A 20,719-nucleotide genomic window follows, 5' to 3' on the forward strand; every position below is an offset into this window, starting at 1 on the left:
ATTTGAGCCATTTACAGTAAAAATAATGTAAAAATATTCCTTGGTACTCAAACCCCTCAAACCCCTCAAACCCCTCAAAATTATCAACAGTTGATGTATATCTTAAATGTAAATTTATGTCTTAGAATTGTTGAAGTCCATTTTTAATTCACATCAAAAATACTACATACGATAATGTGGATAAAAAAATTGCCCCTTAATACTACATCATTTGATAAATTATTGTGTAGAATAGCCTATTTAATAGATAGTTTCACAATGGAGTTTTATAAGAAAATCGAAATTAATTTTCTAAAAAAAACTTAAAATGATGATTAAAAACCTAAGATAAAATCGGTAAGATTTTGATCGGATAAGAGGTTTAGACGTTTTCTTAAACGGTATCTACGCTCCTCAACACCCCTTGTTGTTATGTTAATTAGCGGAGCGATTTCCTTTGATGATAGATTTAAACGCAAATAGGCACAAAGTCTTAAATCGCTTGGTGTGAGATCAGTGTATTCTGTTTTTAATCGCTTGAAAAAGTTTTCATGAGCTTGGTCGAAAAGTTTTTCGAACATAACCCAATCGTGTTCACTAGTAATATTATGCTCTATGAGTAAATATATATTATCGTAATATTTATTGGGAATTCTATAACCTAAATCTTTCTTAAGTTTTTCCAGCTGCTCCTTAATTTCGATTAGTAGTTCATTCTTCTTAATTAACGATACTGTGTTGTTCGCTAGCTGGGAGTTTGCATGTGATATTTCAGCTTGAAGTTTTTCGTTTGCCAATCTTATTATTTCTTGGTTAGCCTTTTCTTTCTGAACTCTAATTTTTTCCTGCTCTTTTTCCAAAAGAATTATTTGTTGCCTTATAAATCGTCTTTTAATATAATATCTTAAATAAAAAGCAGAAGTCACTAAGATGCCAATATACAATAGATAAGCATACAATGATAAAAACCACGGTGGTTTAATTCGAAAAACAAATTTAGCGGGTTGTGTCTTTATTCCCTTTGAATTAACCGTTTGAATTAAGAATGTATAATTTCCATAGGGTAACCGGGTGTATGTAACTTCGGAACTATACGACCAGTCGCTCCAGGTATTATCTATTCCCACAAGTTTATACTGATAAAATTTTCTTTGCCCAACTGATTCTTTTGAAGTAAACGAAATGGATATATTATTATATTTATTTGGTATCAGAATCTTTGATTCGTTTCTATAATCAAACTTGTTTGTTTTACCCTTTCGAGTCCAAAATAAAACATCCTTAATGGTTGGTGGTTGATTGACCTCTTTTAGTTGATTCATCAAGTAGATATTCAGAATGGCAAACCCATTATCGAGGCATATTAAATTTAGACTATCATTTAGCGAAACAATGTTCTCATAATTTTCAACTAGATTCAAACCGTACATTTGAGGAATTAGCCTATAAAGAAGTTTTGCTTTGCCAAATAGAACTTCAAACATGCCAATCTCATTTTTCTTGATAAACCAATACCTATTATTAGGATTGGCAACTATGGAGTTTGACGATTTAAATTCTTCAAGTTGCTGGTTTAGCTCATTATATGGAATAAGTTTACTGGTTAAGTCATCCCATCGGTAAAGTTGATTTCTAGCGGGGATTACTATTCTGTTATCTATCTTAAAAACTTTATTTGTGTTTTCTAATAGTCCTTCGTTACTGCCAATTTGTTTTACTACTATTGTTGAGTCAATATTCTTGGATGGTTGTACCATAAATAGCCCCTTTATAGAATGACCCAACCAAAGGTTTCCCATAAAATCGACTTCTAGATATCGGCATGGAGCAATTAGGCCTTTCATGGTATGGTTTTTTGTCCATACATCCTTACTTTGACCATATAGTACAATAGAATTATATGTGCTTTGGATAAGATACTCCTTTTCTTGCCATGTAATTTTTTTCAAATTATATCCCCCGCTAACATTGCTAACGAGTTTTAATTGATGATCCTCAATTAAATAGGTTCCATCGTTAAGACCGCAATAAAGTTTATTATCAATAATTTTTATAAACCAAACCTGACCTTGAGAGTTCTTCAAAAGATGCTTATTTTCAAACTTTCCATCGTCGTTTAGCGAATAGATATATACTCCCTGATTGGTTCCTAAGTACAACTCTTTTTTAAATAAACAAGCTCCATAAACTGTTCCAGAGTTCATCTCTTTATTTTCATAAATATCTATTGGAGAATTAAAAGATATATAATCAATACCCTTATCCATGCCTACCCATAGATTACCCGTTTGATCTCCTTGTAATGCCAGTATTGTGTTGTTTTGCAGAGAGGTGTTGCTTGTAATGTGATTTAGGAGTTTCCCTTTTAGATTAAAAACGTAAATACCCTTTAGTATTGTACCAAAAACTATTTTATCGTTTAATCGAATACCATTATTTATTTTTGATTCTTTAATATCTTCTGAGACTTCATTTTTCCATTCTGAAAAGGAGTTCCCGTCATATTTATAAATCCCTTTTGAGCTAGTGCCAATAAGGAATTCATTACCATTTAATGATGTAATTGTCTTTATTTCTGTGCCTTGAAAGATATTACTTCCTGTGATAAATACTAAGTTCTGATCAACAAGTTCATATAATCCACCATTAATTTGCTGAACAAATAGACGGTCATTTGATTTTAAAAGGAATAATATAGAGTTGGGGATTTTAATTGGTTTTATAGTTTTATAATTGTAAGCCAGAATAGTTCCAAAGCTTTGAAAGTAGATACAATCCTTGTGCTTTACGATTTTCCAAAACTCATCATTATGTAGTTTTATATCGCCGAGTAAAGGGATTAACGAAATGTATTTCCATTCCCTAGTTGAGTCCACTTCCCAGTAACCAAATTCTTCAAAGGAACCTGTATAAATCCTATTATTATCGGAGGTTACAGACCTAATTATAGTATTGACAGGGAGTTTTAACAGCTGCCATTTTGCTCCATCGAATGCTAGCAATCCATTATTATTGGCTATATATACATTTCCTTTTCTGTCGAGTGTAATATCCCAGTTCTGGTTACCGCCATTATATTCGTTTTTATTATAATTGGTTATATGTACTATGTTTTGAGATTTAACAACGTATCCACAATTAAATAGCAGTAAAAGAATAATATATCTAACAATGTTACCCTCGTACATTTTGGAAATTGCTTTATACATTTTTTTAGATACTACTGTTTTTCTTTTGATGGACTAAATATAGTGACTTTCTATGAAGTCATTTAAAAAAGTATAATTGTTTTTAAATTGGATCTCCGCACAGATATCAAGAAATTAGATTTTTCTGAATAGAATCGAATTTAAACCATCCTCATTTTCATCGGCTTAGTATGAGCAGTTAAAGTCAAAGTTACACGATATAGAGAATGGTTTGGTCGGATACAAAGAACTACAGCGTTGGATAGAATCGGAAATGAGCTAAGAATACACCAACTATATTTGGCATCATAAAAGAAAATAATGGAGTAACAGATTTTATTTAACCCTTTCCAAATACAATGCTTCATGCTTCTGTATAAAATTATTAAAAGAATATTTCTCAAGGATCAGTTCATACCCTTTTTTTCCTAAATTTTCGGAAAGGGTTTTGTCCTGCAAAAGCAAAATAATATTTTCTGCCACATTCTTAAAGTCATGTTGAGGAGATGTAAGGCCGTTGTGTCGGTTAATAACCACCGTTTCACCTTCAGAGCCTGTTGCAATAATAGGTTTTTTGTAGTGCATAGCCTCCAAAAATACATAAGGGAGTCCTTCCCACAAAGATGTGTTTACAAATACATCAATAATACCGTAAATTTTATAAATTTCAATTACATATCCTGTTAAAATAATGTTACGCTGTAGCCCAAGTTCAGCAATCAGCAGTTCTAAGTTGATGCGTAATTCTCCTTCGCCAACAATTAAAAAAACAACATTCGGATAGGTTTTTATTACTTCATTTGCTGCATATATATATGTAATCCAATCCTTCTGGGTGGTTAACCTGCCAATAGCCCCCACAACCAAAGAATCTGATGAAATTCCTAGCTGATGCTTGGCTTCATTTACATTAACCGTTGGGTTGTATTCGTTAAAATCAATGGCATTATTAATATTATATGCTTTTGAGGGTGATACAATTTTATTCCGCAGTAAATGCAACATCTCTGCATCTGAAACAATAATTCCTGTGGTGATTTTTCCCATAAGTTTTTCGATCTTTATGAAAAACCATTTACTAAATCCCGATTGCGATTGAAAATAAAAACAATGGGGTGTATAATAAACTTTCGGAGTACGGGCAAGCCAGGATGCTATTCGAAATAAAGCACCAGCCTTTGAACTATGGGCATGTACAATATGAAATTTGTGAGTGTATATGTAGTACCAGATTTTTGATAGCGCTATCAAGTCGTTTATGGGACGTATATTCCGGTGGATAGGTATAAAAATGACTTTTGCACCGGCACATTGCATTTTTTTGATTTCGTTTTCTGCGTTTTCCAGCCTTAAATTCGAGAGCATAACGGTTATATCGAAGAGTTCGGGGTTTAAGCGGGTAACTATGTATACCAGATGCTTTAACGCCCCACCTCCTGCGGCTTCAAGTCCATATAAAATTTTTATTTTACACTCGCTCATGAAGTTTCAAGTTCGGAATTTTTAAGCCATTTTAATTAACTAAACAAAGCATTATGAAATTGATGCTTTACTTTTAAAATCTTTTTTATTGATGATATGTTTTTCAAAAATTGCTACTAATTTATTGGTAGATATTTCAATATCAAAGTTATCTTTTACTTTTCGCTTTCCGTTTTCTGCTATTCTATTGTACAATTGATTATCATTATTAAGTCTCAGGATAGCATCAGCTAAAGCGGTTTCGTCTTTTTCAGGGATCAACAATCCTGTTTTCTCATTCTCTATTAATTCAGGAATGGCTGAAATATTGGTAGAAATTACAGGAATGCCCATTGCCATTGCTTCCAATAATACGTTGGGCAAGCCATCCCTGTCGCCATTTTTTGCCATGATACAAGGCAATACAAAAATATCGGAATCAGCTATTCGCTGTTTTACTTCTTTCTGTGAAATTAAACCTTTTAAACGAACGCAATGAGTTAAGTTGTTCTTTGTAATAAATCTTTTCAACTGTTTTTGTAAGGGGCCATTGCCGATAATTGTACAACGAATTTTTGTTCCATTACTTGTTAAAAGTCGGGTTGCTTTTAACAGGTGAATTAATCCCTTCTTTTCCACCAATCGCGCCACAGATACAATTTCTATGTTATCGTTTTTATTCCCACTGTTCGGAATCTCGGACTTCTTCCATCTTGAAATATCAATCCCATGATAAATGGTATGTAATTTTGCAGCGTATTGGCTTTTTGTAAGTTTATTAAGAAAAGCCCGGTTATATTCTGTGCAGGTAATAACAAAAGAAGCATCCGCAACTTCTTGCTCAATATTTGTTTGATTGAGATAAATATCCTGTGCATGGAGTGTAAAACTGTAGGTTACATTCATAAGCCGGGAGAGGATTTTGGCGATATCGGTAGCAATAAAACCAAAATGGGCATGAATGTGGTGTACCTGCCTATTTTTGAGTTGAGCAGCAAAATACTTGCTAATGCAATAGTTCCGAAGATATTTTAGGAATGAGAAAGGGGAGTGAAGATAGAAGTAGGGAAATGGTAAAATGGAAAAAGGCGAACGGAAAAAGGGAAGAAATATGAATGGTAGATAAAAGTATATTTTTGGTAGATATATAATATGCGATTTCAGGTTTTTTATTTCAGAAATATCAAGGTACTGCCTTTGTTTTCGAAGAACAAGTAGGTATATTTCAAATCCTCTTTTCTCTAATGCAAGGATTTCATTTAGGATAAAATATTCGGAAGGGGAGGGGAACTTTTCAACAATATAGGTAATACGAAAAGGAGCTTGGTAATGAAGCCCAGAAGTTGACTTTATCGTATTATTCTCTTGCAACTTGTCCACTGCTTATTTATTTGAAAACACCTGCAAAGCGCAATCCTATAAAATAGACAGTACTTCCTACTATAAAGCTCGTTCCCATGTATGTCATTTTTATTAAAAGACCCATATTGCTCCAGTTATTCATGAAGTTTCTTGAAAAGAATATTACCAAAGTAAAGACGGCCACCGGAAATGCTACTTTAAACAAGAAACTACGAATTTTTTTGACATCGAATGTTATCTTATTTTTCAAAAGTCTCAGTAAAACCAAGTTTTTCACTGTTTTTTGAATTACAAAAGCAATAGCTATTCCAATATACCCTATCCATCCAATAAAAATCCAGGTCAACGCAATATGAAGCAATACGCACCCTATTCCCACAAAAACTGGAGTTTTGGCATCGGCATTGGCATAGTAAAAGATAACAAGTATGGTTTCGATGGCAAAGAACACCATCCCCAATGAATAAACCATTAATGGAGTAGAAGTAAGCAACGTGGAGGTTTTATCGAAAGCACCATGCTGAAAGATTATTTCGATAATGGACGTTGAGTAAACAAAGAAAAATGACGCAATGGGAAGAAAGGCTATTACAATCCATTTTAAAGAATCTGCCAATAATTTTTTGAGTTTTTCTTGCTGTTTTTCAATGGCAAGTTGCGAAAAATAGGGGAAAACAACTATACTCAAAACATAAGGGAAAATAATTACGGGAAGTTCCACCACCTTTTTTGCATAACTTAAGGCGGCAATAGCACCTTCTTGTAAATACGAGGCAAAAATATTATCGACTAAGCTGCTTACTTGGGAAAAGCTAACGCCCAAAAGCAAAGGCCAAGTGAGCATCCATGCTTTTTTTGCATAGCTTTTGTCGACCGAAGTTTTGCGGAAACTGATTTTATCGTATAATTTCACCAAATGAACGGCGAACCGGCCTATGGATCCTGCTATGATACCTATAATAGCTCCAACAATCCCCAACTCCCGGTAAAATACCACAATTCCAAGCAAAATAAAACCTTTAAAAGCAAGTTCGCCTGATGCGGGTAGTACAAATAATTTTATTCCGTTCAGAGTAATGCTTGTTAGCGTGGATAAAGCTAAAAATATAAATGCGGGAACTGCTATTTGAAGAAGTTTTACTGAGAGTACCCATTTGTTCCCTTCAAAGCCGGGAGCAAAAATATTCATAATACTTTCAGGAAATAGAAATGCCAGCAAAGCAATTGGTATCGTTATTGCCAAAATAATACGGATGCCTTTGTTAAACAGATGCCATGCCCCTGATTCGTCACCCTTACTTTTTGCTTCGAGAAAAATATTCAGAAACCCTGGCTCTACAACCTCTCTGGAAAAATAAAACAGGCTTAACACAATGGTTAAAATAACAGTATAAACATCAACCTCGTAGCTTGTGCCATAGTAGTATGCCAATACCAATTTCTCGGCATAGCCTAGCACTTTAACAAGCAATGTGATAATTAATAATCCAGCTGAGGACTTGATTATGTTGTTTTGTAGTAATTTTTTTAACATCCCAATATTGTTTTATAAACACATACAGTTTCTTTTGCTGCCCGTTCCCATGTAAACTGTTTTACCCATTCTCTACCTTCGGATATTAGTTTTTGTTTCAGTCCTGTATTTGTAATTAATTGATACATTCCTTCTGCCAGTTGATTTACATCATATGGGTCTACCTGAAGGCACTTTCCGCCAGTAATCTCAGGCAAGGCTCCTCTGTCGGAAACCAGTGCTGGTAAGCCACAAGCCATTGCTTCCAAAGGAGGGAAGCCAAAACCTTCATATAAGGAAGGGAATGCAAACAAATCGGCCAATGAATAAAAACAAGGCAATTCCTCTTTGGGAACATAGCCGGGAAATAGTACTTCGTTTTCCAAACGTGATTTTTTAACGATATCGAATACATGTCTGTATTTCCATCCCTTTTTACCGACTATAACCAGCTTATGCTTGATAAGTGTTTCTTTTTTTAGTTTACAGAATGCAGCTACTAACCTTTCGAGGTTCTTTTTGGGTTCTATATTCCCTACAAATAGGATAAATTGTTCTGGCAAACGGTACTTACGGATAACATTGCTCAATAATTCCGGATCGGTTATCTTCTTGAAATTACTGCTGATCCCATGATAAACAACTTCTATTTTTTCAGGGGGAGTTTTGAAATGCCGTATTATATCTTCTTTCACCTTGTGGGAAACGGCGATAATTTTGCTAACTTTTTTGATGGATCTAGGCAAAAATAAACGAAAATAAAACACTGATTCTGTTTGGCATAACTCAGGATAATCGAGAGTGATTAAATCGTGGATAGTTACAACGGAAGGAAAAGGACATCTAAACGGCAGAAGGTAGTTTGGGGAATGGTATAAATCGAATTTTTGATTAAGAAAATATTTTGGTAGCATAAAATTTTCGTAAAAAATCCGTCTAACGCGACTTTCTTTTAGATTAATAAAATGAATATTTATTAGATCATTAGCACTAAAATTATTCTTGTAATTTTTAGAAACTAAGAAATCAAAATGTTTATTTTGCTTTTGATATTCATGCAATAAATTCTCGGTATAGTATTGGACTCCTGTATTTAAGTTACCTAATTGGAGGCCATTTATCAATATTTTCATTTAATAATGCTTTCAAAATTTGCTCCGTTTATATGATATCAGAGAGTGTCAATAACTTCTTCAATCTTAATTATCGAGTTTTGTAAATTAAAGCAGTTCAAAACTCTTTCCCTACTAGCTTTCCCCATCTGAAATCTCAATTCGTTATTTGTTAGTAAATTAATTGCCTTTTGTGCAATGCCATTAATATCCCCAGGCTCTAATGTATAGCCAGTTACATTGTCTAAAATTATTTCTGATGGCCCTCCCGACCTGTATGCAATAACTGGTTTTCCCAATGACATGGCTTCAATAATAACCCTGCCAAATGGTTCATTAATTGCGGTATGTATTAAAATATCAGCCATTGAAATCACTTCCCTTATATTTTCCTGAAAATCTATTATACTGAAAAAATCTGATACTCCTTCAACCTTAACGCATTCATTTAAAAACTCTAAATATGATTGATCTGCTTTATTTATAGGTTGACCGATAATTGCCATATGTGAATTGATTACTCTTTCATGAATTAGTTTTGAAACTTTAATAAAATCAATATGATTTTTCCATTGGGTTATCTGACTAACCATAATAATTAAACGTTTATCTGATGAGATATTCACCTGCTTTCGCATGTATATCTCAGATATACTGTTACTTTCTTTCCAGAAATGAGTATCAATCCCATTATATATTGTAACCGTTTTGTCCCTTTCTTTACCTTCAAATTGTTTATTGATAAAATCAGAGACACATATTAGCCGATCACTTTGGTTTAACATTATACTTTTAATTATTCCTGATGTGGTGTAATCTCTGACATGTAAAATTATTTTTGTTCGAGTAAAGGTCTTTATAAATAATACATAAGGAAAGGCCTTATAGGTGTTCACATAAACAATATCTATTTTTTTATTTATAGCATAAATTAGTAGTTTTATAGAGTAATAGACAATATTAAAAAAGTACGAACCAACCTTAAATATATTAAAGGTTTTAACAAAGTTCAATAAGCTGTATTCCTTAATAAAAACACTATTATTTATTAATTTATGATAATTATTATTAGATGGTAATATAAGAGTGATTTCGTATTTGTTTTTATCGATTGAGTTTATAATATCTACCATGCTTTGCTCTGCACCACTCAGCATGATAGAATTACTAATGAATAAAATTTTATTTTCTTTTCCCACTAATCGTATTTTTCGGAAAGGTAATGTAATATGAAATTCCTAAATAATAAATACTATCAAATTTAACCTGTAATACTTTTTAAGGATTAATCTCAAGGCAAAGACTTGAATTTTTTGGGAAGTTGGATTTAATTATAGTTAAGGCTATATGGAGGTTAATACTTCTTTGGCTTCAAATTCTAGAGAATAATTTTTTATCATCCAGTTTCTAATTATATTAAAGATTTCCATTTCCCATTCAACGGAATAGAAACTATGGTTTGCTCCCATAATTATATGCTTATGATATCCTATTCCATATTTTTCTAATAAAGATGTGATTTGTTGTAGTGTAACATCTGTTTCAGGATCTTTCTCCCCATGTATTAGTAAAAAAGGAGTACCCGAATAATTTTTAAAGGAAGAATCTGTCGTTATAACCTTCTTTTGAGGGGCAGGGGCAGATTTGTTTGGTTTGAAACGATCAACAATAGAATGGGATAAAAAAGATACATAACGAAATGGAACTTCTATTAATTTTCTAAATTTCACTTCCCCTGTGGTAAGTTTAATCAATTTCTCTTTATTTAAGTAATTGAGAATGCTATTTTTCTTTTTATTTATTTGGGTTTGAGCGACTGAATCAACTCGTAACAAGGAACTTGACATTTCTATTACACCATCTATTTTTTGTTTCCCAGCTTTGGCGTAATAAATTGCAAGTTTTGCCCCAGAACAAATTCCAAAAAGGATTATTTTGTGGTATTTAATATTGGCATTTAAATATGAAATTACTTGCTCCAAATCAAAAAGCATGGTTGTATTGCTTGTTTCAAACCTCCTACCTGCGCTATACCCTCTACCCCTAAAATCAAAACGGATGCTATAATAGCCCATCTCAGAGAACTGACGGGCGTATTTTACAAACATCTGGTGTGGTCCAATGCGGTAGCCTGCCCACCCATGCATAAATACTATTACTGTTTTTTCCTCTTTTTCAATAGATGGCGTGTGTAGAATACACGAAATCCTTTCGTCTTTTTCTCCTATGTTTATAGCTTGTTCGGGCATTGCATATATTTTTTTGGTGCAAAACAAACGACTTTATTTGTTATACTAATGTTGGTAAAATATTTCTGTATAATTAAAAATTACAACTCCATTTATAGATTGTTAACTATCAACTCCTTAAGTTCACTAATATCTGGTGAAGATTCTATCCTGTCCCAGAATGGTTCCAATTTTATAGTTGTAAAGTTTTCTTCTTTTAGATGCCCTGCTTCTACCAATCGTTGATATTCCTTTGAGGTTCTTCCTGTTATTGAAACATTCACAACAAAAGTATTGACTGCTTTTACTTTATTAAAATCGTCCTTATGTTTTACAATACTCCTATAAAATGGTGCTCCAATTTCATGCCCGTCAAAATCCAACGATTTATCCTCTTTCAGTTCTTCAATTAACTCATTTCGTTTTGAGCTAATGTTGCCCTGGGTCAACAATTCTTTAAAAAGCTTACTTTTGAGTATCTTCCTGAAATATTCTTCGGGATTTATAACAGGTTCCAGCATGATTGTTTTACCACTGTATTCTGTTTTGCTGCAATAAACACCTGCGATTAAAGAGCCAAGTCTTAATCCTAAATAATGTACCTTGTTTAATGAATAATTAGTTTTGAAATAATCGCTAACATATCCCAATTCATCAAACCAATCATCCAGAGTTGCCTTCAATAAGCTTCCCTCACTATCGCCGCACCCATAAAAATCGAACATTAACACATAATACCCTTGCTGTGTTATTGATTCCGCAATTTCAAACAATATCCTGTGAGCACTTTTTTTCTCTTCGGCAAAAGGAGGGACAATTACATAACCTTCCTGTTTATCTGTAAATTCAGGTTTCAATAGGGTTGTATAAAGTGCGTTACCCTTATAATTCAAAAAAAGTTGTTCTACATTCATTTTTTTACATTTTCACACTCCTCATCGCAGTTCTATATCATAATCCCGTGTTTCTCTATGAAACAAATTATTATGCAGAGTTTGAAAGAGGAGTATAGAGTTTCACTGATTTTTTTGAAAAAAGCCTATTCAATTTGGTTTTTAAAAAGCGAATAATAAAAGCCTTTGGTTTCGATTAACGCTTCATGCGAACCTTGCTCTACAACTTGCCCCTTGTCCATGCATATTATTTCATCAACTTCTTTAATTGCACTTAATCGATGGCTAACCAATATCATGGTTTTGCCTTTATAAATATCTCGCAAGTTGTTGAAAATTTGTTTTTCACTTTCCGAATCTAACGCCGAGGTAGCTTCATCGAGTATCACTACGTCAGATTTTTTCAACAATGCCCTTGCAATGGCAATGCGTTGCTTTTGTCCTCCTGATAATTTTGTACCCTTATCCCCAACAACCGAATCGAATTTATCGTCAATGGTCATAATATGGTCGTAAATCCCAGTGGTTTTGGCTGATTTTGTTATCTCATCTTCAGGGGCTGTTTCGTTTCCGTATTTTATGTTTTCCCAAATTGTATCGTGAAACAATTGATTATCCTGAGTAATCAGGGCTATTTTTTTTCGTAACGAATTTATTCCAATATGCTCCAACTCCTGTCCATCAATAAAAATCTGACCCGATTCCTTTTCGTAAAATCTACATAATAAATTAATTATTGTGCTTTTGCCGCAACCACTGGTTCCAACTATAGCGTAAACTTTTCCTGCTTTAAATTCTAGACTCAATTTATTCAATACCAAATTACTGTCGTAGCTAAAAGTGACATCTTTAAATTCGATGGATTTATGAATGATTAAACTATTGGAACTGTCTGTTTCTGATAACTCCTGCGATAATTCAAAAAACTCATAAATACGTCTCATCGAAACCGACGACCTTACAATATCTATGTATAAACTCATCATGTCGCGCAATGGGTCGTAAAGCCTGTTAAGGTATTGAATAAATGCCACTAATGAGCCAATGGTCAAGGCATCCTTCATTACCAATCCACCTCCCCAATAAAAGATCAAAATGGGAGTAAAAGAAATTAATAATGTAGAAAATCCTTTTGTGGTTGATGATATCACCACATTTCTTAAATTAAAATGGATCCATTCATTTATTTTGCCAGTAAGTTTATTATTCTCATAAACATACTTAGTGTAAATTTTAATGAGTTTGACATTTTCAAGCCTTTCAATAAGATACGAGAGAATATCGGCATCTTTTTCCCTCGATTTTTTTATAAGCCTTCGTATTTTCGGTTGAAAGTAAAGAGTGTTTATAAAAATAAATGGAATGGTTATTAGCGATATCAGGAACAATTTGTAATTTAACAGACACAATGCTACGCCGAGGCCAGTAATCATTAAAATACCGTTAATGAAACGTAACATGCTGCCTGTTAAAAGGCTTTGTATTGTATTCACCTCGCTGTTTATCCTGTGTATCATATCCCCCGTTTTGTTTTTGTCGAAAAAACTCATGGGCAGACGTATCATATGGCTAAATAAGTCCTTACGAATATCGAGCATAATATGGTTGCTCACCCATTCGAATAGGTAATCGGAACAAAAGGAAATTAAGATACGGGCTATGTTTATTGAAAAGAGTATCAGTAATATCTTGACAAGTAAATGAAAATCCTTTGATGGGAAAACTTTATCTATAATTACTTTTAAAATATAAGGCGATGCAAGCGAGGCTACACTGCTCAATGCCATCAGAAAAAGGATTAATACTTCCTTCTTCCAGTAGGGCCTTAGGTATTTTATAAATCGGAGGTACATCTTTGAGGTTTTATTGCAGGGTATTAATTTTGTAATTTAATTTTTCCAAATTTTATATTTCCACTCCACGATAATCTTGCCGAATTGGGCATCCACGAAATGGAGGTTTCTCGTTCCATCATCATTCCTGAGTTAGGAGGGTAAGGATTATCATTATCATTTATTTCAATATTAAAGTCAATTAAATCACTGGTATTTTTGATATTTAATGCTTTAAGTGGAATAGAAATTTCAAGTTTATAACCATTTGCATCGCTAACAAGTTTATAATCTAGGTGTATTTTGCTTAACACGCTATCGCATTTAGAAATAAATGAGAATACTTGTAATTGTTTCTTCTTATCTTTTTGTATCGAAGGGGTTTTGAAGTAAAATTCGATATCGTCATTATCATACGGTTGCAGTAATCCAGATACATCTCCGAATCTTATATCATCGATAACACTAATGAAAAAGTACAAATTGTTATTGTCCCAAGCACATCTGAAAGATGCAGTTAAATCAGTAGAATCTTTCATGTAAAGATCACCTATAATATCTCCGTTGATAAGTGCTGGCTTTGCATTTAACCACATACTATCCATAGTACCATCTATTACAGGAGGTTGTGCAAAATGAATGGCCGAATAATTCACATGATTTTTGTCTTTACAACTGGCAATTACAACCAGCAGGATTATAAATAAATTATTTTTTAGGTTCATAATGATAATATTTTGGAGGAATTATTTTTATTAATTGCTCATAAAAAATATCTGTAAGCAGGAGGGTTCCTTTATAGTTATAATGTTCATCTTTATGATAATGTGTGGTTTCATCGAAATTACCACATACTGGAAGTACTGGAATGGATTTAAAACTAGTTGCTTTGGTACATTTGAAAATGAATAAATATAGTTTTATGTTTTCATTTTTTAATTTATCGTTTTCTTCAATAAGTAATTGTGTGGTTTTATTTTTGGTAAACAAAACCTTGGGACCATATACACTAACTTTATCTTCAACAATAAATTTGCAATACTCACCTAATTTGTTAGTATTATATTCGCCATAGTATCTTACCAGTGCTCTAACAGTTTCGACATTTTTAACAATTTTTCTTAAAAATGAATATGGATAAAACTCATCAACCAATTTTTTAACATGTTCTTTGGCTTTTGTATTACCATACGGATATTCAATAATATTATTCCTATATACTTCTTTTACTATCTTATCATCACTAAATACACCGGAGAATTCAAATAAAACCATATCCGGTTTAAATTGCACCACATCTTTTTCAATAGATTTAAATAAGGAATAAGAACGGTTAGCACCTCCAACCCCAAAATTTAGGATTTCAACATTATATCCATTTTGTTGAAATTTATCTTGTAACATAAGAGGAAAACTTGAACTGTGCCCCTTAATATGTATCCCTCCAGCTACAGGGCATGCCCCTATAATGGCAATCCTAAAAAAATTATGGGGTTTTGCTAATGGCCAATCTTCTCCAATATATCCATATTTATTTATATGCATTTCCTTTCCACCTTTAGTAAAAGTTGCATTAGCAAGATACTTATAACTCAATACCGAATCTATTTGGTAAATAGGCGGATGTTCCATTGTGGTATCTTTGTGAACAATCCTGTAGACAATTTCCACTAATAGGAATAATACCATTAAAGAAATTGCGATTTTTAAACCTAATTTTAAAAGTTTCATTTTTTTGATAGTTTTTTGGTAAAACCTATAGTGACTTTTATTTCCTACTTGGGCAATATCGGTTGGTATCTTTTTGTTTTAAATAAATACGACTTCGTTTGGTCAATTAGCATGAAAATCTTACTAACTAACAAATACTTAACTCGTTCTTAGGACATTTTCAGGCTAGAACGAAAACACTTGATGATTTATGGAAATAACTTCTTGTTGAACTAAATAATAATTAACGAACCATCTGCTGGGAATTGTTAACAATTATCGTCATTCTGAGTTTATTTACCTTATATCAAATAAAACTTAATTTGACTAAGTTTAATTTGATAATAACAAACCTAATAATTTTTGAGTAAAAAACTATTTTTATATGTTATTTTTCTTTATAAAACTTTATAACTTATTATTCTATAAATTGTGTCTGTTTGTAATACGATAAGATGTCATTGTTTGAAATATTTGAAGAGTATTGTTAATGATATTCAGAAATCAAATCAATCTGAAAGCTTGTTAAGAGATGGTTGCTATTTATTAAAATGATAATAAGAGACCTATTAAAAAACAAAATGTTACAACTATACCCCCGTTATTTTAACCTCAGTTCTTCTATTTAAGGAGCGACCCTCTTCTGTTTTATTATCAGCAATGGGTTTTGTTTCGCCATACCCAACCCATTTTACTCTTTCCGGATCTACTTGATGGGCTATAAGATAATCGACAACCGATTTTGCTCTGTTTTTGGATAGTTTCTGATTATACGCATCATCTCCTTGATTATCGGTATGACCTCCAACCTCTATGCGAATAGTTTTGTTAGATATTAAAAGATTTAGCAGCTTGTTTAGCTCAACCTTTGATTCTGGTTTAAGTTCATAGGAATCGGTTCCAAAGAAGATATTTCGCATCTGCATAATTTGGTTTACCTTGATTGGATCAAGGGCGATGTCTTTCCTAAATGGTTTATCGATTGAATGAGTACCCTTTAGCTCAAAATGATCGGAGAAGAATAGATAGCCTGTGGCAGATGCATAAAAGGCATAGTTTTTTTCTGTTGGGATACAAACCAGAAAACTACCATCATCGGATGAAAGGGATTTCATTATTTCATGTTCAGTATTGAGATCTACAAGTGAAAAGTTGGCTTTTAGGGGTTTTCCATTTTCAGAATCTTTGATAGTTCCTGTTAAATATGATGCTGGGATTGGTTGAATTGAAGGATCTAGGTTAAACGTGAATATATCTCTTCCGCGTTTAGTATCCCGATCGGATGAGTAATAGGCTGTTGTACCCCGTGCATTGACAATAAGCCCATCCTCATCACGATAGGTATTAATCGGATATCCAAGGTTTTTGGGGGTAGACCATGTGCTATCAGCGGATAATCTGGAAACAAATAAATCTAAACCTCCCATTCCGATATGACCATCGGAGGCGAAGTAAAGGGTTTGATTATCAAAATGAACAAAGGGGGATTGCTCTTCACCTTCGGTATTAATGGTGTTTCCAAGATTTTCGGGTATTGCCCACGAACCATCATCCTTTAGAGTTGTTTTGTAAATATCAAATCCACCGTAACCACCTAGTCTATTGCTAACAAAGTATAACGTTCTCCCATCGGGTGAGATTGAAGGTTGTTTATTCGAAAATTTGTTGCTGTTAATGGTCGATAGGCGGGTAGGTGCACTCCAAGTTCCATCAGGGGTTAATTCTGAACTAAAGATATTACAAACCCCACGGCAAACGGTATAGTACATTTTTTTTCCATCGGAGGTAATGGATTGAGCGCCCTCATTAAACATAGTATTTAAGGGCTTCCCAACAGATTTTATGGGTTCCCATTTCCCTTCCAAATTTCGATGGGTAATAAAGAAATCTTCTTGCCTATTATGAATAATTTGGTTTAATGATGAATCTTTAGGAATATTAGCCGTTATCACCAAAGTATTTTCATCTGCCGAAAGGCTAGGCCAATACTCATCAATGGATGAATTAACATTTAATCCAAGGTTAATGGGGTTAAATGGGACAGGGTTTTGAATTGCCTTAATGGCAAATTCACAGGTTGCTTTACGTTTTTCTGCAACCCCTTTTATTTGAGACTTAATGGTTTGATAACCTAAAAACTTATTGAAATTTGATAATGATGTTTCATACTCTCCCTTAAATAGGAAAAGGTTACCAAGATTGAAGTAGATATTTGGGAAGAAATCTGGATTGATAGCAATAGCTTTATTTGCAGCATCTATGGCGTTATCAGCTAAACGCATCTCCTGATAAATCTGCGAGAGAATTAGGTATGCCTCAATAAACTTTGAATCTTTTTCAATGCTCTGTTTCAGATATTGAATGGCAGACTCGGTGTCGTATCTCTGGTAAGATTCTGTAGCCTTTTGATATAGCTCAATTGCTCTTTTGTTCGAAGTTGAAAGTTTACCAGTTTGAGCATCAACCTGCAAAACAATAAGGAATATAAGTATTGATAAAGCAAGTTTATTCATTTTGATATGTTTTGAGTCTATGGAATGTGCATAAATTTATGCGATTGTAAAGATATTTTCCATTTGGGATTATTCATAACATAATCAACAAGCCAAGGAATAATAGTTTTAAACTTACTCCATTCGGGTTGTAGGTATAGCTGACAGCTGGATTTAACAAGGTTGGAATTCTCTTCGGCCCAATTGATATCATCAGGTTCTGATATAATGACTTTTAGTTCATCGGCTTTTAGGTGAATACCATCGGCTGGAGGTTGTTGACGTTTGGGCGAAAGACAAATCCAGTCCCAATGCCCTGTTAAGTTATATGCACCAGATGTTTCAATGAAGGTCTGAAATCCTTTCTTTTTAAACTCCGAGCATAAGTAATCGAGAGGGTATAGGCTAGGTTCTCCTCCTGTAACAACTATTGCCCTTGCTGGGTACGATTCGGCATTGGCAAGAATGTTATCAACGAGAACTGGAGGAAATATCTCGGGATTCCATGATAGTTTGGAATCGCACCATTTACAACCAACATCACAACCTCCAATACGGATGAAGTAAGCCGCCTTACCAGTATGATAACCTTCACCCTGAAGTGTGTAAAACTCTTCCACCAATGGAAGGAGTTTCCCAGAATCAAACTGTTTTACAAACTCGCTTAGTTCCATTATATTTTACCCACAATTTCAAATTTTTAATCCTACTAAACACTAGAAACTAAAAACTAATTACTGCTATTCTTGCTTACTTCCAAACATCAAGTCCCTATCACGCTCTGTTGCAACTTTAACCCAATCGGCAGGAATTACATTCCATAGGTTTAAAGATTTTGGGGTTACAACCTTCTGCGCTTCAATCCATTTAAGTAAGTAGTATCTGATATCCTTATCGGTTGAATGTACAAGCCTTGAGTTGAGTTGATCCGCAGGGATTCCACAACCTTGAATCAAATGTCCACCACCACCATTACCACGGAATGAGCTGGTTGCAATCCTATAGGTTTTATTAAGATCGAAGGGTGAGCCATCGGCCATTGATGTTATGGTTACTTTATCGCCTTCGGGTTTTGAAACATCAACAGTATAAAATATCCCAGCTGCGGAATCAAAGTTATAGTAGTTATTATCGAGTTGTACTTTACCATCTTTCCTAAGTTCAAGGGTTTGATCTTTACCAAGTTTAAATTTGATAAGATGATCATCACTACTTGTCATGGTATTGAACCAATGGCTATAGGAGTACTCAAGGTAACTGTCAATCTCTTTACCTGTAAGATTCATAACGTAAAGAAAGTTCTCAAACTTATAGAGTTTGAACATATCGCGAACATAAACTGGCCCTTTTTTAATTGAGGTGCTATAGGATAGAGGCGCAGCAAAAGAGATATCAGCTTTGCTAATACTCAACTGTGAACTATGAATAAAATCAATGAATGATGAGGATCCAAAATATGAATCTTGGGTTGAGGTTGATTCGGTAAAGTCAGCAATTTTACGATTTACAAAGGTTTCAATGTTTTTTGTACAATCTTTAAACTTATCCATAAACAGTGAATCAGGTTTAATGGTCTTTGTTTCAATTAATTTGCCTGTTATCTTCTTTCCTAAAACCTTACCTTTTATGTCGATATTTACCTTAATTGTTGCTTCGGAGATAAAACGTGCAGCTGATGTAGGATCGAGGATAAGAACAGAGTCTCCGTTGGTGTTTAGGAACTTCTTATTTAATTCATCGTGGTCGTGCCCTATTAGGATAACATCAAAGCCGGGAACTTTCTGGGCAATGGTTTGAGAGGAGTTCTCGTTCATTACATCATTAGGGTCTTGATCCCCGTATTTAGCATCGTGACCTGAGTGAAATAGACCAATGATAATATCAGGTTTTTCTGTCTTCTTAATTTGATCTACCCAATATTTAGCAGTGGAGAGCATGCTTTCAAAGCGCATATCGGGCCAAAGTACTTTAGGTAACCAATGAGGAATGCCAGGGGTTATAAGACCGATAACAACAATCTTCACACCTTCCTTTTGAAATGTTGTGTAGGGTAAAAAGTATGGTTTTCCATCCGATTCGTTTACTGCATTTGCAGCCATCCAAGGGAATTTCAATTCATCTCGCATTTTATTGTAAACCTTTGGACCTGCTTCAATATCATGATTTCCTAATGTTGCAGCATCGTAACCCATGAAGTTAAATACCTGCGATACAATATTCTGGTTGGTTGTATCAATAAAATTTGAGTAATACACTGTTGGTTGACCTTGTAGTATATCACCATTATCAAATAGTAAAACATTTTGATCTTTTTTAGCACGCTCCTGCTTTACATACGAGTAAACTTGAGATAAGCTAGATTGTGCAGGTCGGTTATTGATATAATCGAACGGGAATATTGAACCATGAACGTCGCTTGTTTCAAGTATTTTTATGGTAACTGTTTTTTGTGCAAATCCTGTGATAGTAGTTAAAAGGAGAAGAGTGAGGTAGATGCATTTGTAGTTTATCGTTTTCATACAAATTATTTTTTCGCAAAGTTAGATTAAATAACAGTTCTAACGCATAATTGTTTGTTCCAAACACATCCAATTATTAAGCCACTTTTTCTAATAAAATAGGATGTTTAAAGATCTATTCTTCGAAAAACGTCATTGCTAGCGAAGTAAAGAAATCGGAGTGAAGTGGAGTTCACCGTAAGTAATCTGTTTCTAATTAGCAGATAGCTTCAGTTGTTTCTTTTCATCAATGACGATTGCATAAACTTATTGGAAACCCTCATATTCGTTAGAGTTTGCATTTAAAGTAGGATTATTTAGATTTAAGAACAAGGATCAACGATTTATGATTTCTGATGTTTACGTAATCAGCTTGTTTTCAGGAATCTTCTAAAATCGTTGATCCTTGTTCGATATTCAATTTGGAATTAAATCTTACTATTTGGATATA

Annotated in this window: 14 protein-coding genes; all 14 read right to left on the bottom strand. The window is 33.6% G+C overall.

Annotation, left to right across the window (positions count from 1 at the left end; all coding sequences use genetic code 11):
• Nucleotides 1–314: 314 nt before the first annotated feature.
• Nucleotides 315–3,188: a hypothetical protein gene (locus HOO91_18795; protein NOU19610.1), complete on the bottom strand. Its 2,874-nt coding sequence runs from the start codon at nucleotides 3,186–3,188 to the stop codon at nucleotides 315–317.
• Nucleotides 3,189–3,503: 315 nt separating this feature from the next.
• The gene (locus HOO91_18800; GenBank protein NOU19611.1) at nucleotides 3,504–4,649 is read right to left on the bottom strand and encodes a glycosyltransferase; all 1,146 of its coding nucleotides are present in this window, start codon (nucleotides 4,647–4,649) and stop codon (nucleotides 3,504–3,506) included.
• A 51-nt stretch (nucleotides 4,650–4,700) separates the two neighbouring features.
• The gene (locus HOO91_18805; GenBank protein ID NOU19612.1) at nucleotides 4,701–6,008 is read right to left on the bottom strand and encodes a glycosyltransferase family 4 protein; all 1,308 of its coding nucleotides are present in this window, start codon (nucleotides 6,006–6,008) and stop codon (nucleotides 4,701–4,703) included.
• Between the two features lie 7 nt (nucleotides 6,009–6,015).
• Complete coding sequence (locus HOO91_18810; GenBank protein NOU19613.1) at nucleotides 6,016–7,524, bottom strand: oligosaccharide flippase family protein; 1,509 nt, start codon at nucleotides 7,522–7,524, stop codon at nucleotides 6,016–6,018.
• A complete protein-coding gene (locus HOO91_18815) occupies nucleotides 7,518–8,636 on the bottom strand; it encodes a glycosyltransferase family 4 protein (protein NOU19614.1) in 1,119 nt (372 codons plus the stop codon). Before HOO91_18815 ends, HOO91_18810 begins: the two co-directional genes overlap by 7 nt.
• Nucleotides 8,637–8,674: 38 nt before the next feature.
• Nucleotides 8,675–9,814, bottom strand: a complete 1,140-nt coding sequence (locus tag HOO91_18820) for a glycosyltransferase family 4 protein (protein ID NOU19615.1) — start codon at nucleotides 9,812–9,814, stop codon at nucleotides 8,675–8,677.
• Between the two features lie 144 nt (nucleotides 9,815–9,958).
• A complete protein-coding gene (locus tag HOO91_18825) occupies nucleotides 9,959–10,864 on the bottom strand; it encodes an alpha/beta fold hydrolase (GenBank protein NOU19616.1) in 906 nt (301 codons plus the stop codon).
• A gap of 92 nt (nucleotides 10,865–10,956) precedes the next feature.
• Nucleotides 10,957–11,757 carry a hypothetical protein gene (locus tag HOO91_18830; protein NOU19617.1) on the bottom strand — a complete coding sequence of 267 codons (801 nt, stop codon included), beginning with the start codon at nucleotides 11,755–11,757 and terminating at the stop codon, nucleotides 10,957–10,959.
• 125 nt (nucleotides 11,758–11,882) lie between these two features.
• A complete protein-coding gene (locus tag HOO91_18835) occupies nucleotides 11,883–13,589 on the bottom strand; it encodes an ABC transporter ATP-binding protein (GenBank protein NOU19618.1) in 1,707 nt (568 codons plus the stop codon).
• Nucleotides 13,590–13,612: 23 nt separating this feature from the next.
• Complete coding sequence (locus HOO91_18840) at nucleotides 13,613–14,293, bottom strand: hypothetical protein (GenBank protein ID NOU19619.1); 681 nt, start codon at nucleotides 14,291–14,293, stop codon at nucleotides 13,613–13,615.
• Complete coding sequence (locus HOO91_18845; GenBank protein NOU19620.1) at nucleotides 14,277–15,299, bottom strand: hypothetical protein; 1,023 nt, start codon at nucleotides 15,297–15,299, stop codon at nucleotides 14,277–14,279. The genes HOO91_18840 and HOO91_18845 overlap by 17 nt, the downstream gene beginning before the upstream one ends.
• A gap of 569 nt (nucleotides 15,300–15,868) precedes the next feature.
• On the bottom strand, nucleotides 15,869–17,791 hold the full coding sequence (locus HOO91_18850) for an OmpA family protein (GenBank protein ID NOU19621.1): 1,923 nt from the start codon (nucleotides 17,789–17,791) through the stop codon (nucleotides 15,869–15,871).
• A 17-nt stretch (nucleotides 17,792–17,808) separates the two neighbouring features.
• A complete protein-coding gene (locus tag HOO91_18855; protein NOU19622.1) occupies nucleotides 17,809–18,444 on the bottom strand; it encodes a 7-carboxy-7-deazaguanine synthase QueE in 636 nt (211 codons plus the stop codon).
• A gap of 66 nt (nucleotides 18,445–18,510) precedes the next feature.
• On the bottom strand, nucleotides 18,511–20,289 hold the full coding sequence (locus tag HOO91_18860; GenBank protein NOU19623.1) for a bifunctional metallophosphatase/5'-nucleotidase: 1,779 nt from the start codon (nucleotides 20,287–20,289) through the stop codon (nucleotides 18,511–18,513).
• Nucleotides 20,290–20,719: the final 430 nt, after the last annotated feature.

It is taken from the genome of Bacteroidales bacterium (assembly GCA_013141385.1).
GTDB lineage: Bacteria > Bacteroidota > Bacteroidia > Bacteroidales > Tenuifilaceae > UBA8529.